The organism is Luteimonas salinisoli, from assembly GCF_013425525.1.
GTDB lineage: Bacteria > Pseudomonadota > Gammaproteobacteria > Xanthomonadales > Xanthomonadaceae > Luteimonas > Luteimonas salinisoli.
This window is the reverse complement of sequence record NZ_JACCKA010000086.1, coordinates 18980-33788: the sequence shown is the minus strand read 5'-3', so window position 1 is coordinate 33788 and position 14809 is coordinate 18980. Positions and strand designations below refer to the sequence as shown.

10 protein-coding genes and 1 pseudogene are annotated in these 14809 nt (G+C 72.3%); 8 read left to right on the top strand and 3 right to left on the bottom strand.

All coding sequences use genetic code 11. From position 1 onward, the window contains the following. Positions 1–40 precede the first annotated feature (40 nt). The 5 genes from H0E84_RS15470 (at position 41) to H0E84_RS15450 (ending at position 5955) form a co-directional block, all read left to right on the top strand. A complete protein-coding gene (locus tag H0E84_RS15470; RefSeq protein ID WP_180679544.1) occupies positions 41–2629 on the top strand; it encodes a hypothetical protein in 2589 nt (862 codons plus the stop codon). A gap of 231 nt (positions 2630–2860) precedes the next feature. Beyond that, a complete protein-coding gene (locus H0E84_RS15465; RefSeq protein WP_180679543.1) occupies positions 2861–4198 on the top strand; it encodes an acyltransferase family protein in 1338 nt (445 codons plus the stop codon). A gap of 225 nt (positions 4199–4423) precedes the next feature. Further along, positions 4424–4876, top strand: a complete 453-nt coding sequence (locus tag H0E84_RS15460; protein ID WP_180679542.1) for a hypothetical protein — start codon at positions 4424–4426, stop codon at positions 4874–4876. Positions 4877–5091: 215 nt separating this feature from the next. After that, positions 5092–5439 (top strand): nuclear transport factor 2 family protein, encoded by a 348-nt coding sequence (locus H0E84_RS15455; RefSeq protein ID WP_180679541.1) that lies wholly within the window; start codon positions 5092–5094, stop codon positions 5437–5439. A 123-nt stretch (positions 5440–5562) separates the two neighbouring features. Continuing rightward, positions 5563–5955 carry a YciI family protein gene (locus tag H0E84_RS15450; RefSeq protein WP_345776330.1) on the top strand — a complete coding sequence of 131 codons (393 nt, stop codon included), beginning with the start codon at positions 5563–5565 and terminating at the stop codon, positions 5953–5955. Positions 5956–6079: 124 nt separating this feature from the next. On the opposite strand, the gene H0E84_RS20545 is transcribed toward H0E84_RS15450, so the two are convergent. Next, positions 6080–6925: a LytTR family DNA-binding domain-containing protein gene (locus H0E84_RS20545; RefSeq protein WP_345776329.1), complete on the bottom strand. Its 846-nt coding sequence runs from the start codon at positions 6923–6925 to the stop codon at positions 6080–6082. A gap of 361 nt (positions 6926–7286) precedes the next feature. Between H0E84_RS20545 and H0E84_RS15440 the strand changes: the two genes are divergently transcribed. Then, positions 7287–8501, top strand: a complete 1215-nt coding sequence (locus H0E84_RS15440; protein WP_180679538.1) for an acyltransferase family protein — start codon at positions 7287–7289, stop codon at positions 8499–8501. A 263-nt stretch (positions 8502–8764) separates the two neighbouring features. Here H0E84_RS15440 and H0E84_RS15435 read toward each other — a convergent pair. Beyond that, a pseudogene (locus tag H0E84_RS15435) lies at positions 8765–9667 on the bottom strand (manganese catalase family protein); the annotation flags it as partial. Positions 9668–10665: 998 nt separating this feature from the next. Between H0E84_RS15435 and H0E84_RS15430 the strand changes: the two are divergent. Beyond that, complete coding sequence (locus tag H0E84_RS15430; RefSeq protein WP_345776328.1) at positions 10666–13347, top strand: S8 family serine peptidase; 2682 nt, start codon at positions 10666–10668, stop codon at positions 13345–13347. A gap of 139 nt (positions 13348–13486) precedes the next feature. On the opposite strand, the gene chaB is transcribed toward H0E84_RS15430, so the two are convergent. Further along, entirely contained in the window at positions 13487–13714 is a 228-nt protein-coding gene (chaB, locus tag H0E84_RS15425; protein WP_180679535.1) for a putative cation transport regulator ChaB, read from the bottom strand. Positions 13715–13896: 182 nt separating this feature from the next. Here chaB and H0E84_RS15420 point away from each other — a divergent pair, with 182 nt between their 5' ends. Then, the gene (locus H0E84_RS15420) at positions 13897–14736 is read left to right on the top strand and encodes an SDR family oxidoreductase (RefSeq protein ID WP_180679534.1); all 840 of its coding nucleotides are present in this window, start codon (positions 13897–13899) and stop codon (positions 14734–14736) included. The last annotated feature ends 73 nt before the right edge of the window (positions 14737–14809 follow it).

Genomic DNA, 14809 nt, shown 5'->3' with positions numbered 1-14809 from the left:
GCGCCGCGCCCATGGTGCGCCTCCCCGCGGAGACAACGACATGGCAGTGATGATGCACGATGGTGGTGGTGGCTACGTTGCGCCGCCGCCGCCTCCGCCGCCGCCCACCCGGACCAACCTGCAGTCCGCGGATGCGGCCACCGCCGACCGTTCCATCGCGCAGATGACGCCGGAGCAGGAAGCCCAGCTGCAGGGCGAAGTGGACGCGCTGCCGCAGGCCGAGCGCACCGACCTGCTCAACGACCTGGCCAGCAAGCTGCAGGCGCCCCAGCTGGTGCGCCTGAACGACATCTTCGGCGCCGACGCGGTGCGCGAGGCGGTCGAGACCCGCAGCAGCGCGGTGGCGCGCGAGGGTTATCTCGAGACCACCGGTGCGGCGCCGGACCAGCCCGAGGCGCCGGAGGGCTCCGGCGACAGCACCGCCGAGCAGGTCGAGCGCGCGCAGTCGGACTACGAAGATCGGGTCGAGGGCCAGGGCATCCTGTCGCAGGGCCAGCTGGGCGAACTGATGATCGAACACCAGGGCGATCCCGCCTACCTGGCCGAGCTGGTGCGGCTGGCGCAGGAGGACGGCACCCTTGATGCGGTGGTGCACCCGATGTACGGCGGCCTCTACGAGAAGGAGGGCGACAGCTACGTTCGCAGCGGCGACTACGACGACCGCGGCGACGCGCTGCGTGCGGCCTTCGACACCGCGATCGCCGCCGCGCTCGACCGCGGCACCCTCACCGGCGCGCAGCTGCGCGAGCTGGGCGTGCACAGCAGCGGCTGGCAGGACGTTGCCGCGCGCGCCGGCGTCGGTCAGGTCGGCGCCACCGACGCCACCCGCACCACCAGCACCGAACTCGACGGGTTGGTCGACGGCTACGACGACGCGGTGGAAGACGTCGAGCGCCTGGACGAGGAGCTCGGCGGGTTGCTGGCGCAGGCGGGGCCGCTCACCCCCGAGCAGCAGGCCGGCTTCGTCGAGGCCTTCCGCAACGATCCGGAGCACAAGCCCACCTACGACGCCAAGATCGAGGCGACCCAGGCGCTGGCCGACTACGTGGCCGAGAACCGCGACGCGGTGCTCGACGCCGCAGTGCGCGACCCGGAGGTGGCGGAGCAGGTGCACGACGCGATCGTCGCGATGGCCACCGACGGCCACGGCGTGCAGGCGCTGGAGCTGCTGGCCGAGATCCAGCGGGTGCCGGATTCCGCGCTCGGCGAGGCCTTCGCCGGGTTCACCGATCTGTCGGGCGACGTGCTGACCGATGCCGCCTCCTCGGCGATGTCGGAGCTGCTGGCGCGCAACGACGGCAGCGTGACCGAGGCGCAGGCGCAGTTCACCACCCTGATGGCCGCGTTCGGCCAGGGCGCCCCCGGCTGGGGCGGCTACAAGGATTTCGCTGCGGGCAACCGGCTGCTCAACGAGTTCGCCGACGGCAACTTCAGCGCCGCCGACTTCTACAGCCACCGCTACAACGAAACCCCGCCGATCTTCCGCGCGTTCATGGCGGGCGGCGTGGTGCTGGGTGCGGTCTCGGCGGCGGAGGCCGGGCGCAACGAGGACTACGTCAACGCCATCACCGGCTTCGCCCAGGGCGGCGAGAACGCGGCGCGGCTGGTCGCCGGCGCCACCACCAGCCTGTCCGACACCGGCAGGCTGGCGCAGCATGCCGGCGACTTCGGCCGCTTCGCCACCCGGCTGGCGCCGGGGCTGGGGCTGATCGCCAGTTCCGCTTCGCTGGTCAACAGTCTGCAGCAGGCCTCCGACGGCAACGTCGGCTACGCGATCGCGGCCGCCGGCGACGTACTCGGCGTGCTGGGCGGCGCGATGGAGCTGGTGCCGGTGACGGCGCCGGCCGGCTTCATCGTCTCGGGCATCGGCGCGATCGTCAACGGCATCGGCTCGTTCATCGGCGAGGTCATCAACGGCAACGAACGCCGCGAGGACCTCGAGCGCTACCTCACCGAGGCCGGAGTGGATCCGCAGATCGTCGACGAGCTCGCGTCCACCGGCAAGGCGCTGTTCGAGATGAGCGACGCGCTGGGTATGACGCCGGAGCAGCTGCAGTCGCTGATCGCTGCGCATCCGGAGATCGCGGCTTCGCCCGGCCATGTCGGCATCTTCCAGGAGACCGCGGCGGCCGCGGGGCTGGAGGGCGGTGAGGTCAACACCCTGGCCGACCGCATGGCCGGCGACGACCCGAACTTCGCTTGGGAGCTGTTCGGCGTCGCCGGCATGTACACCAACCCGTCGGCCGAGCAGAAGGCGGCGTTCCTGCGCGACCAGCTGGAGATCCGTTTCCCGAGCGCCGCCGAATATGCCGAGTCGAAGTCGCCGGAGCTGTTCGGCGCCGCCGCCGAGCAGCGTGAGCGCGCGGTGGCCGACTACGAGCGCGACGGCTTCTCGATGAACTGGGAGATGTCGCTCGGCAACCAGCTGGCCGACAACACCGACCCGGCCTACCGCGCCGAGATGATCGGCAAGCTGCAGGAGGACGGCCGGCTGGAGATGTGGGCGCAGTTCCTCGGCGGCTACGGCGACCAGTGGGCCGATGCCGCGCGTCAGTCGCTGGCCGACGCGGTGGCCGCCGGCACCGTCACCCAGTCCGAGGCCGACGCCGCGCTGGCGCACTTCGGCTGACGGCGGATGCCGCTGCCGCCCCACGCGCGGCCGGCATCCCACGGGAGCGGTCTCTCCCCGTAGAGCGGCCGCCCCTGTAGGAGCGGCCCATGGCCGCGAAGGCCGGCGCCGCCACCGTCGCCGCGCAAGCGCTCAGGGCATGCGGTCCCCGCTCGCTCCGGGCGCGCGGTTCCCGTATCCACGGACTTTGCTAGCCTGCGCGGTCCGGGACGAGGCGCAGGGGAGCAGCAATTGAACGTCGTCGACAGCGCCAAGGATGCGGGCGACCGTGTGCGCGACACCCGCGACCGCTATCCCGACGCGCTGCGCGCCGGCGCCTTGCTGGTCGTCGTGCTCGGCCACTGGATCGCCACGCTGCCGCGGCTGGAAGGCGGCCGCGTGGTCGGCACCGACCATCTGCTGCGAGTGTGGGAGTCCGCCGGCGTGCTCACCTGGGTGGTGCAGGTGGTGCCGCTGTTCGTGTTCGTCTCGGCCGCGGTCAGCGCCGACGGGGTGGCGCGGCGGCTGGCGGACGGGCAGCGCCAGCGCCACTGGTGGGCGGGCCGGGCGCTGGGCCTGGCGCGACCCACCGTGACCTATCTGGCGGTGCTGGCGGCGCTGGCGCTGGCGGCGGCCATCGGCGACGGACGCCTGCTGGCGCCGTTCGACACTTCGCTCACCGTGCACCTGTGGTTCCTGGCGATGCTGCTCGGGGTGCAGGCGCTGCTGCCGCTGTGCGTGCGCGCCGACCGCCGCTTCGGGCTGAAGGCGGTGGTGGCGCTGGTGGCGGTGGCCGCCGCCACGGATCTGCTGCGCGCCGGCGTGCGTGCGCCCGGCGATCTGCTCGCGCTGGGCGCGCACGTGTCCGGGAGCCCGGCCGGGATCGGCTGGCTCAACATGCTGGTGGTGTGGTTGCTGCCGCAGCAGCTGGGCATCGCCTGGAAGCGCGGCCGGTTCGCGGGGGCGGGGGCCGGTGCAGCCCTGCTGTTGCTGGGCGCCGCCTGGCTGGTGGCGGCGATCGCCAGCGGTTATCCGGTGGCGATGGTGGGCGTGGGGCTGGCCGGCAACAACATGCTGCCGCCGACGCTGGCGCTGGTCGGGGTGATGTGGGTGCAAGTCGGGCTGGTGCTGCTGGCCGAGCGCCCCGCGCGGCATTTCCTGGATCGGCATCCGGTGGCGCGCGCCGTGGCGGTGCTCGGCGCACTCGGGATGCCGCTGTATCTCTGGCACAAGCTGGCCGAACTTCCGGCCGCCTGGCTGGGCGGCCGGCTGGGCGTGCCGATCGATGCCGGCGACCCGGGCGCGCCCGGGTTCTGGACCGGACGGTTGCTGTGGATCGCGCTGTGCGCGCTCGCGGTGGCGCCGGTGATGGCAGCGGTGGTCGGCTTCGAGATGCGGCGCCGGCGCGACGTGGCCGCAGCCGATGCCAGTGGCGCCATCGTGGCGGGCGGGCTGGCGCTGCTCGGCGGCCTGGCCGCAAGCCTTGCGCTCGGTGCCTGGCCGGGCGCCTTGATCGGCCTGGCCCTGGTGGGCGCGGCCTCGTGGCTGCTGCGGGCGCATCCGCAGCCGTCGGCGGATGCGCGTGGGTAGCGGCCGCGGGCGGACAAGGCGGCGGACCATCGCTGCGCTGATCGTCCCGACACTTCTGGCCTTGCCATACACTCCCGGCATGTCCAGCTTGGCTGCATCCGGCCCGCCGGAGATGGAACGCCATCCTTGCGTGGCCAGCCCGGAGCGCGCGCGGCGTTCTCGCCGACGTTCCCCGCATCCGTGGCGATCGAAGTAAGCTTGGGTCGATCCAGGATCGGAGCCAGCATGCCCCAGATGCCGCAGGACGGGCCGACGCCCGCGCAATCGAACGCTCCGGATGCCGCCTCACCGCCGGTCACGGCTGGAGCTGCGCTGGACGCGGCCCGGGTTGGCGCTTCGTCGCGGCCGGGGCAGGGCGCGGCGACCGTCGAGCTGATCGCGCTGGCCCAGCTGTGGGCGGACCAGTTCAGGCATCTGGCGACGGTGGGCGTGGCGGCGGCTGGTGGCGTGCTGATCCTGATGCAGTCGCAGCTGATCGAGGTGCAGACGAAATGGTGGTTGGCGCTGGGTCTGTTCGCGACGGGCGCGGTGCTGGCCATGCAAGGGCAGATGGGCGTGGTGGACGGCGCCACCGCCGGCAAGCCGCCGGGGCGCAGTGCCAGGATCGTTCGTGCCATGGCGGCCGCCAGCCTGGGTGGCGGCGGAGGGTTGGTGATCGGGATCCTCACCAGCGGCTGACCAGCGCGTGTCGCCATCGGCAAGCGGCAGGCCATCCGCGGCCTCGACGTCCCGCGTCAGGCGGTTGCTCCGAGGCGGGCGGCCTGGCTTCGATTCGATCGACTCGGTTCGCTCCGCCGCGCACGCACGCGGGCAGGCGCCCGCCGGTGGCCTTCACCGACGGTTGAGGCCGGTCCCCTGCATCATGCGCGCTCCGACGGTGCTGGAGCACGAGGATGGACGAAGCAGCACTCTGGTCGCTGGAGCGCGGGTTCTGGACCGGCGATGCATCGTTCTACGACGCGAATCTGGCCGAAGAGGCGGTGATGGTGTTTCCGGCGCCGGCCGGGATCATGGACCGGGCGCAGACGCTCGAGGCGATCCGTTCGGCACCGCGCTGGCAGCGGGTGGAGATGGCGGGGCAACGGCTGCTGCAGGCCGGCGACGGGGCCGTGGCCCTGGCCTACCGGGTGCGCGCCGAACGCGACGGAGACGACGGCTACGCGGCCCTGTGCGGATCGGTGTATGCGCGCACCGCTCAGGACTGGCGGCTGGTCATGCATCAGCAGACCCCCGCGAAATAGCGCGCGCCGCGGCCTGGCCCGAATGACGAGGGCGGTGCCGCGATGTCGACCCGCGGTCGGCGGCGGACGGGCAGGCGCCGGCGGTATGCTGTGCGGCCATCACCGCCGAGGAAACCATCCACCGTGACCGGAAAACCCCCGCTTTCGGAATACCTGGTGCTGTCCCGTGGCAAGTGGGACAGCGAGCTGCCGCAGGAAACGATCCAGGCCGCGATCGACGCGTTCTACGCCTGGTACGAGCGCTGCGAGTCCGAGGGCCGGATGGGCTCCGGGCAGCGGCTGCAGGCGCAAGGGCGCACCGTCTCGCGCAGCGGCGTGACCGACGGGCCTTTCGCCGAAAGCAAGGAGGTGATCGGCGGCTACTGGACGATCCTGGCCGGCAGCCTGGACGAGGCCGCGGCGCTGGCCGCGGAAAACCCTTGCATGGCCTGCGGCCTGGAGTACGAGATCCGGCCGATCGAGCCCGAGCGCGCTCGCGCCGACGTGCCGAGCAGCGAGACGCCGCTGCGCGGATAGGCGCCGGTCGCGTCGGACGGCAGCCGAAACGGCCTGTCGTCGAACCGGGTTCCGGCCCCGCCGGGCACGAAACCGGCGCCCGGCGGGAAGCCGGGTGCGCTCTGCGTTTCCCGCGCAACGGGCCCTAGGCCAGCCGTTCCTTCAGCGCCTGGCGGTAGCGCCGGCTCACCGCCACCACGCCGCCGCCGTGCATGTGCGCACGGGCGTCGCCGGTGTCGAACGGCTCGATCTCGCGGACCCGGTCGAGATTGACGATGGCGCTGCGGTGCACCCGCGCGAAGCCCCGGCCTTCCAGCCGCGCCTGGATCCCGGCCATGGTCTCGCGCAGCGGGTACAGGCGCTCGCCCACGTGCAGGGTGACGTAGTTGCCGGCGGCCTCGATCCAGTCGATGTCCTCCACCCGCACCAGGAACTCGCGGCCGAGCTTCTTGATCAGGAAGCGGTCCGTGACCGGTTCGGCGGGCAGGTCCTCGCGGCCCTCGGTGAGGAACTCCGCCTCGCCCTGCCAGCGCCGCAGCGCGAAGCGATACAGGTACAGGACGGCCAGGAAATAGCCGTAGGTGCGCACGTCCTTGAGGTATTCGTAGCGCAGGTACACCGACCAGTCCCCGAACCGGTAGTCCTGGCCCATCCAGGCGTAGGCCACCTCGCGCAGCGCCACCATCCCGGCCACGTGCAGCAGCGAGAACGGCACGCTGAACGCCAGGTGCGCCAGCGCGCTGCGCCGCATCCGGCCGCGCTGCAGCGGGAAGCGCCGGTCGAAGGCTGCCACGACGGGCACCAGCGCCAGCAGCACCAGGGCACTCGAACACTCCCAGACCCAGGGCTCCCAGCGGGCGATCGACAGGTCGGCGCGGGCCAGGTCGATATTGGTGGTGATGCTGTTGGCGACGGCGTGGACGCCCAGGATCAGGATCCAGAAGGCGGCCTCGTACAGGCGGCGGCGCCCGAGGTAGGTCTGCGGTTGCACGGCGGTTCCATCCGGGCGGCCCCTGGCCCGGCCCGCGCAGTCTAGCCCGGTGGTGCAAGCGGGCGCAGCGCCACGCGCCGGTCGCGGTCGTCGGCGCCGGCCGGCTGGCGGAGGGCGCCTGCCGCAATGCGCGCCGTCCGTCGCTCGCCGCTCGGCGGCCGCTTCTCGGCGAGATCCCGCAGACGGGGGACGCACCCCTCCGTCATGCGGGTCGGGAAACGGCGCAGGTCGCGCGGCCGCCGCCACTCGTCCCCGCCCGCCACCGTTCGTCCCAGCGGCCCCCCGCGGCGTCACTTCGCGCTTTTTCGGGGCCGCGCCGTCGCCCAGGCTGGCCGCTCCCGAACCGGAGCACGCCACCGCCATGTCCGCCAACCCCGTCCCCGCCCGGCCCCGCCGCCACGACATCGACGCACTGCGGGTGCTCGCCTTCGCCGTGCTGATCCTCTACCACGCCGGCATGTTCTACGTGGCCGACTGGGGCTGGCACATCAAGTCCACCTATCTCGCCGACTGGCTGAAATGGCCGATGATCCTGGTCAACCAGTGGCGCATGTCGCTGCTGTTCCTGATCTCCGGTGTGGCGGTGAACTTCCTGCTGCGCCGCAGCGGCCCGGGCGCGTTCGCCTGGAGTCGCACCCGGCGCCTGCTGGTCCCGCTGCTGTTCGGCATGGCGGTGGTGGTGCCGCCGCAGGCGTACCTGCAGGCGCTGTCGAACGGCAGCTTCGACGGCGACTATGCGCAGTTCCTGCTGCGCTACGTCACCTTCCAGCCGTGGCCGGCGGGGGCGTTCGACGGGTCGCACGTCGGCGTCACCTGGAACCATCTGTGGTACCTGCCGTACCTGCTTGCTTACTCGCTGCTGCTGGCGGCGCTGCTGCCGCTGCTGCGCGGGCGCGGCGGGCAGGCGCTGCGCGATCGCTTCCGCGGGCTGCGCGGCTGGCGGTTGTGGCTGCTGCCGGCGCTGCCGCTGGCGGTCGCCAGCTGGCTGCTGATCGGGCGCTTTCCCACCACCCACGACCTGATCGCCGACTGGCACAGCCACGCGATCTACTTCGCGATGTTCCTCTATGGCTACTGGATCGGCGCCGATACGGGGCTGTGGGAGGAGCTGAAGCGGCGGCGCTGGTGGCTGCTGGGCGCGGCGATCCCGAGCTTCGTCGCGATCCTCTGGCTGCTGTTCACTACCGGTCCGGAGTCCTCCACGCCCATGCACGCGCTGTTCGCGCTGGTGCAGCGGCTCAACGCCTGGACGTGGATCCTGGCGGTGCTGGCCTGGGGCCATCACCTGCTGAACCGGCCGTTCCGCTGGCTGCCCTACGCCAGCCAGGCGGTCTATCCGTGGTACGTGCTCCACCAGACGATCACGGTGGTGGCGGGGTACTGGCTGGCGAAGCTGGCGCTGGGCCCGGTGGTCGAGCCTGCGCTGGTCGTGCTGGTCACAGTGGCCGGATGCCTGGTGATCTACGAGTTCGCGATTCGCCGGGTCCGGGCGCTGCGGCCATTGTTCGGGGTCCCGCCCGCGGGGCGCACGCCGCCTCCGGACGTGGCGCGCGGCGCGTGCGCATCGGCTTCCTGATCGGGCGTTCCCGCAGGAGGGGATGCGGCGATTCCGGAGTCGCCAGCCGATGCGGGTTTTCGCGGCCATGGGCCGCTCCTACAGAGGGCGGCCGCGCCTACAGGGCCGCCGCTCCGGCGGCAACGCCGAGCTATCCGCGGCGCCGGTGGCCTGCATGGGCCCCGGCCCGGCGCCGCAGCATGGGCGCCGTCGCGCGCTCAGCCGCGCGGCTTCTTCGTGGCCTTGCCCTTCGGCTGCGCCGGCGCCGCGGCCACTGCCGGTTCCTTGACCGGCGTGGTCCGCGCCATGGTCCCGGGCGCCTTGCCCAGTTCGATGCCGGTGACGGGGTTGGCGGCCGGATCGGACGCGGTGCGCTCGGCCATCGCGGCGACCACGCCCTTCTCCTTGCGGCCGAGCTTCACCGAGGCGGTGCCATCCCCGCCGTCGGCGGCGGCGAAGCCGGCCGGATCGCCGTCGGCGTAGCGGAAGTTCTCGTCGCTGTTCCACGGGCCGCGCATGTCGCCGTCGCCCTGCGACGTGTTGACGTACATCTCCTCGAACTCCGGCATCCCCGCGAGCTTGCCGGGCGGGAAGTTCGGCTCCATCGCGTACAGCGCCTTTTCGAACGATTTCTGGTGCGACATCTCGCGGGTCATCAGGAAGCCGAGCGCCTCCTTCACCCCCGGATCGGCGGTGACGTTGATGAGCCGTTCGTAGACGATCTTGGCGCGCGCCTCGGCGGCGATGTTCGAGCGCAGGTCGGCGGCGGGGTCGCCGATGCTGTCGATGTAGCCGGCCGTCCACAGCATGCCGCCCGAGTTGGTGAGCGCCGGGCCGCCGCCGTACAGCACCTGGGTGACGTGCGAGTCGTTGCCGGCGCCCTGCAGCGAACGAAACAGCTCGGCTTCCTCCTCCACGCCTTCGGCCAGCCGGCCCTTGGCCCCCTTGTTGAGCATGGCGACGATGGTGCCGATCACTTCCAGGTGGCTGAGCTCCTCGGTGGCGATGTCGAGCAGCATGTCCTTGCGGCCCGGATCGTCCTCGGCCAGCGCCTGGGTGAAGTAGCGCATTGCCGCGGCGAGTTCGCCCTGAGGCCCGCCGAACTGCTCGAGCATGAGATTGGCCAGGGCGGGGTTGGATTCGGACACGCGGACCGTGTACTGCAGGCGCTTGTTGTGGGAAAACATTCGGAATCTCCGTCTTCGTCGGGGGCAAACGGTTGCGCGAGGACGCGCGTCGCTGCACGGTCGCTCGTCGGTTCGAGTGTTGGCGCACGCGGATCAACGCGCCGCGAATTGAACGCGGCTTTTTCTGAACGCGTCAGCTGCGCCGCGCCTGTCCGACGGCGGGCGCGCATCGGCGCCACGAGCGTCCATGCGTCGTCATCGGCGCGCGCTCCGATGCGGATACCACGGCCGGGCTCCGGTCCGGGAATGCGTTGCCGCGCGGGATCTCCCTGCACGGCGGCTGCGTTCCGACGACGGTGAACGCGTCTGCGGCTGTCGCGCGACCCGCTGCCGCAATCGCCCGGCCTGCGCAATGTCCGCGTCGCCTTTCGGAAGAACCCGAACGGTTGCCGTGATGCGGCTGCCGTACGTGCGATACGCGCTGCCGGTCACGAATACGCACATCCGACTGCCACGCAGTGCGCATTTTCGACCCTGCGCTCTTTAGAACGGACGCCGTTTGCCGATCTGCTTCACCGAGGACCTGGAGGCGACGGGGCGCGGTGGCGCTTCGGAGCGTGGCGGCGAACGGTGGCGAAGGCGGCGGCTGGCCGGCGACGCATGCCGGCAGCGGCCGCCACGGTCCGGCGGAACAACGATCCGCGTCGCCCGACCGGTGCCGGGCGGCAGGACCTCCAGTTGCAGTGCCGGGGAGCAGCGTCATGGTGTTGGAGTCCCAGAGGATACGCAGGAGTGCACTCGCGGTCGCGGTGGCGACCGTGCTCGCGTTCGGAGTGACCGCCTGCGGCGGTGGCGGCGGCACCCGCTCCGATCCACCGCCCTCGACGCCCAGTGCGCCCGACCCGGCTCCGCCATCGCCGCCACCCGCCCCGGATCCGGACCCCGCGCCGGATCCCGACCCCGCCCCAGATCCTGATCCCGCCCCGGACCCGGCCCCGGATCCGGATCCCGCCCCGACGCCCGATCCCGGTCCCACCAGCCGGCAGCCGCCCGCCAACGTGCACCTGGTCGGTACCGGCGTCGACATCGCCCGCGCCGCCGGTTTCACCGGTGGCGGCTCGGTGATCGCCGTGGTCGACAGCGGCGTCAGGAGCGACCATCCGGCGCTGTCCGGCCGCGTGCTGCACAACGAGGTCTACGTCGACCCGGACGGCAACGACCTGTCCGTCGACGATGCGATCGGCCACGGCACCTGGGTGTCGCAGGTGATGGCGGGCGCGCAGTTCGGCGAGTGGCCGGGCGGCGTGGCCCCGGGCGCCGGCATCGTTTCGGCGCGGATCCTCTCCGACGAGTCGGCCAGCAGCGTGCAGGACGTCTCCGGCGGCGACGCGCAGCACGCCATTGGTTCCCCGCAGTTCCTCGCCGCCATGCATGCCGACCTGATCGCGCGCGGCGCGCGGATCATGAACAACTCCTGGGGTGGCCCGACCTGGCAGATGGGCGGCAACACCGCACTGTACGCCGCCGCGTACGAACCGTTCGTGTTCGACAACGACGGCCTGGTGGTGTTCGCCACCGGCAACGACGGCGACGCCGACCCCGGCGACCTGGCGCGCCTGCCCAGCAAGGGCGGCGAGCGCGCCGCGGCCCTCGAGCGCGGCTGGCTGGCGGTGGCCTCGCTGGACAGCGCCGCCTTCGCCTACGACGGCGAGATGAAGCTGTCCGACTATTCCAACGCCTGCGGCGTGGCCATGCACTTCTGCCTGGTGGCCCCGGGCGAGGTGATCGTCACCGGCGTCAACGATGCCGCCGGCGAGCCCAGCTACTGGATCGTCTCCGGCACCTCGTTCGCGGCGCCGCAGGTCAGCGGCACCGCGGCGCTGGTGTGGGAAGCCTTCCCGTGGTTCGACAACGACTTGGTGCGGCAGACGATCCTCGGTACCGCCACCGACATCGGCGCTCCCGGCGTGGACGCGGCCTTCGGCTACGGCCTGCTCGACGCCGGCCGCGCGGTCGCGGGGCCCGGCCGTTTCGACTGGGGCGACGTGGTCGCCGACTTCGCGCTGCCCGACGGCAACGCCGTGTACTACTGGGACAACGACATCGCCGGCGACGGCGGGCTGGTCAAGCGCGGCAGCGGTGCGCTGGTGCTGACCGGCGACAACGGCTACCGCGGCGGCACCGCGGTCGAGGGCGGCGTGCTGGGGATGTACGGCAGCCTCGGGTCGGACGTCCAGGTCGGGGCCGGCGCCGGGTTCGTCGGGCTCGGCGCCGTCGCCGGGCACCTGCACAACGGCGGCCTGGTGGGCGTGGGCGGGTTGGCGTCGGAGCACGCCGCGTTGCGGATCGAGGGCGACTACACCCAGGCCTCCGACGCGGTGCTGGCGCTCGAGCTCGGCGTATCGCTGCAGGTCGGCGGCACCGCGACGCTCGACGGCGGCGGGCTGTACGTCGCTGGCGCGCGCCCCGGCTACACCCCGGCGGGCCTGGTCAACGTGCTGACCGCCGCGGGCGGCCTGGCCGGCACCTTCGATACCTTCGGCTACGACGCCGAGCGCATCTTCCTCGAGGCCGAGGTGGTCTACGGCAGCGACCGAGTGGACCTGCAGGTGGAGACCTTCGATGCGCTGGCGCTCTCCGCGCTGGGCGGTTTCGACGCCTCCACCACCGCCACGGCGCAGCGCGTCGAGGGCGCGTTCCGGTACCTGGACGCGGTGCTCGTGCGCGGCGACGCGACCGCGCTGCCGGACGGTTTCGTGCACGCCGCCGGCGCCGTGCAGGGGACCGCTTCGATGGCGATGGCGCAGGCCACGCTGCGGAGCCTGTCCGGCCAGGTGCACGCGGCAAGCACGGCCCTCGCGTTCGAGACGATCGACGCCAACTCGCGGGCGCTGTCCTCGCGGCTGGACGGCCTGCACCAGGGCGCGCGCGCCAGCGGCGGGTGGACGCAGTCGCTGGGACTGCACGGCGGCTACGGCGCGAGCCTCGACTTCGATCTCGACGGCAGTCTCTCCGGCCACGACGTGCGGGTCGGCGAGCATGGCTTCGCCGGCGTCGCCTACGGCCAGAGCCAAGGCCAGGCGCGGGGTTCCGCGGGTGGCGACAGCAACCGCGGCCGCGGCAGCTCGGCGATGGCCTACGCCGGGATCGGCGACCAGACCTGGTACGCGCAGGGCGGCATCGGCGCCGGGCGATTCGACCAGGACGTGCGTCGTACGCTGCAGCTGGGCACGGCATTCGACGGCGTCCGGACCAGGTACTCGGGCAGCATCGCCAGCGCCCATGGCGAAGCCGGCTACCGGCTGCAGCTGGGCGCCACGCGCCTGTCGCCATTCGTCGGCGTCCAGTACGCGCAGGTGCGCCGCGACGGCTTCGTCGAACACGGCGGCAGCGGCTTCGGGCTGCAGGCCGGCGCGGCGGAGACCGAGCGCTGGCAGGCGCTCGCCGGCGCGCGCGCCGCACGGACGCTGCGGCTGGGCGGCCGACGGGTCGACCTGGACGCGCATGCGCACTGGCAGCAGACGCTGTCGGCCAGCGGCGAGGCGTTCCAGGCCAGCTTCACCGGCATCGACGACTGGCGGCCGCTGGCGGCCGGCCTGCACGAGCAGGGCGGCCTGTTCGGGGTGCGGCTGAGCACGGCGCTTTCGGCCGGCGCATCGCTGCGGATGGACTACGAGCAGCGGTTCGGCGGCGAGGGTGGGGCGCGGATGCTGTCGGCTTCGTTCCGCTACGGATTCTGACCGCCCGCAGCGCGCGGCGCGCCGCGGCCGTGCCTGCGTCGCCGCGGCGTGGAGCGGCTGTCGCCGGCCCCGCCACCTGCGGCGGGAGCCATCGCCCGGTCGTCCGGTGCCGGGGCTGGCGGGGCTCTCGCGCCGGCGGCTACTTGGGGTGCCACTTGTCGTCGTCGCCCTTCTCGTACTTTTCCTTCACCGCCGACCAGGCCACCCGGTGCGCGGTTTCCTCGCGCGACGCGTCGCCGCGCCGCTCGTCCGGATCGGCGTACTGTTCCCAGGCGCTGTTGAAGGCTTCCTTGTAGATGTCCTGCGCGTGCGGCGGCAGGTTGTCGCGCACGGCGTCTGGCAATTCGCGAGTGCTGTCGTACGGCATCGCGTCTCTCCGGTCGCTGGGTGCGGCCGATCCTGCGTCGGCCGCGGTTAGGCCCCCGTGACCCCGCCGTGAATCACGTGCGTTCGACGTGGGCCGGCCTATCTTGCCCGTCCTTCCCCACGCCAGCGCGGTGCGCTTCGACGCGACCGGCCGCCAGCGCAGGCATCCAGACGAGGCCAGGTATGAACCAGCCAGCGCAGCAGCAGGATTATCCGGGAACCGACGCGAAGCTCGATCCGAAGGCCGACCACGGCGAGGACAGCTACAAGGGCAGCGGCAGGCTGGCCGGCAAGGTGGCGGTGATCACCGGCGGCGACAGCGGCATCGGCCGCGCCGTGGCGATCGCCTTCGCGCGCGAAGGCGCAGACGTGCTGATCAGCTATCTGTGCGAAGACGAGGATGCGGCCGAGTCGAAGCGCTGGGTGGAGGAAGCCGGCCGGCGCTGCGTGCTGGTGCGGGGCGACATCGCCGATCCCGCGCTGTGCCGTTCGATCGTCCAGCGGACCATGGACGAGTTCGGCCGCATCGACATCCTGGTCAACAACGCCGCCTACCAGATGTCGCGCGAATCGCTGGAGGAAATCCCGGACGAGGAATGGGACCACACCTTCCAGGTCAACGTCACGGCGATGTTCCACCTGTGCAAGGCGGCGGTGCCGCACATGAAGCCCGGCTCGACGATCCTCAATACCAGCTCGATCAACTCCGACAAGCCCAAGCCCACGCTGCTGCCGTACGCGGCCACCAAGGGCGCGATCGCCAACTTCAGCGCGGGCCTGGCCGGGCTGCTGGCCGACAAGGGCATCCGCGTGAACTCGGTGGCGCCGGGCCCGATCTGGACCCCGCTGATCCCCGCGACCATGCCGCCGGACGAGGTCGAGAGCTTCGGCCAGCAGGTGCCGCTCAAGCGCCCCGGCCAGCCGAAGGAGGTCGCGGCGGTGTTCGTGTTCCTCGCCTCGGACGAGGCCAGCTACGTCACCGGCGCCCGCTACGCGGTCACCGGCGGCGCTCCGATGCTGTAGCGGCGACGCCCGCGCCGGCACCGCGTGCCGGCCGGGCGTGACCTTTCCGGCCGCCGCAACGCGTGTGTAGCGG

Excerpts from the sequence above, each read along its gene's own strand:
- H0E84_RS15470 (WP_180679544.1), top strand. The coding sequence starts at position 41 with ATGGCAGTGATGATGCACGATGGTGGTGGTGGCTACGTTGCGCCGCCG.
- H0E84_RS15460 (WP_180679542.1), top strand. The coding sequence starts at position 4,424 with ATGCCCCAGATGCCGCAGGACGGGCCGACGCCCGCGCAATCGAACGCT.
- H0E84_RS15455 (WP_180679541.1), top strand. The coding sequence starts at position 5,092 with ATGGACGAAGCAGCACTCTGGTCGCTGGAGCGCGGGTTCTGGACCGGC.
- H0E84_RS15440 (WP_180679538.1), top strand. The coding sequence starts at position 7,287 with ATGTCCGCCAACCCCGTCCCCGCCCGGCCCCGCCGCCACGACATCGAC.
- chaB (WP_180679535.1), bottom strand. The coding sequence starts at position 13,714 with ATGCCGTACGACAGCACTCGCGAATTGCCAGACGCCGTGCGCGACAAC.
- H0E84_RS15420 (WP_180679534.1), top strand. The coding sequence starts at position 13,897 with ATGAACCAGCCAGCGCAGCAGCAGGATTATCCGGGAACCGACGCGAAG.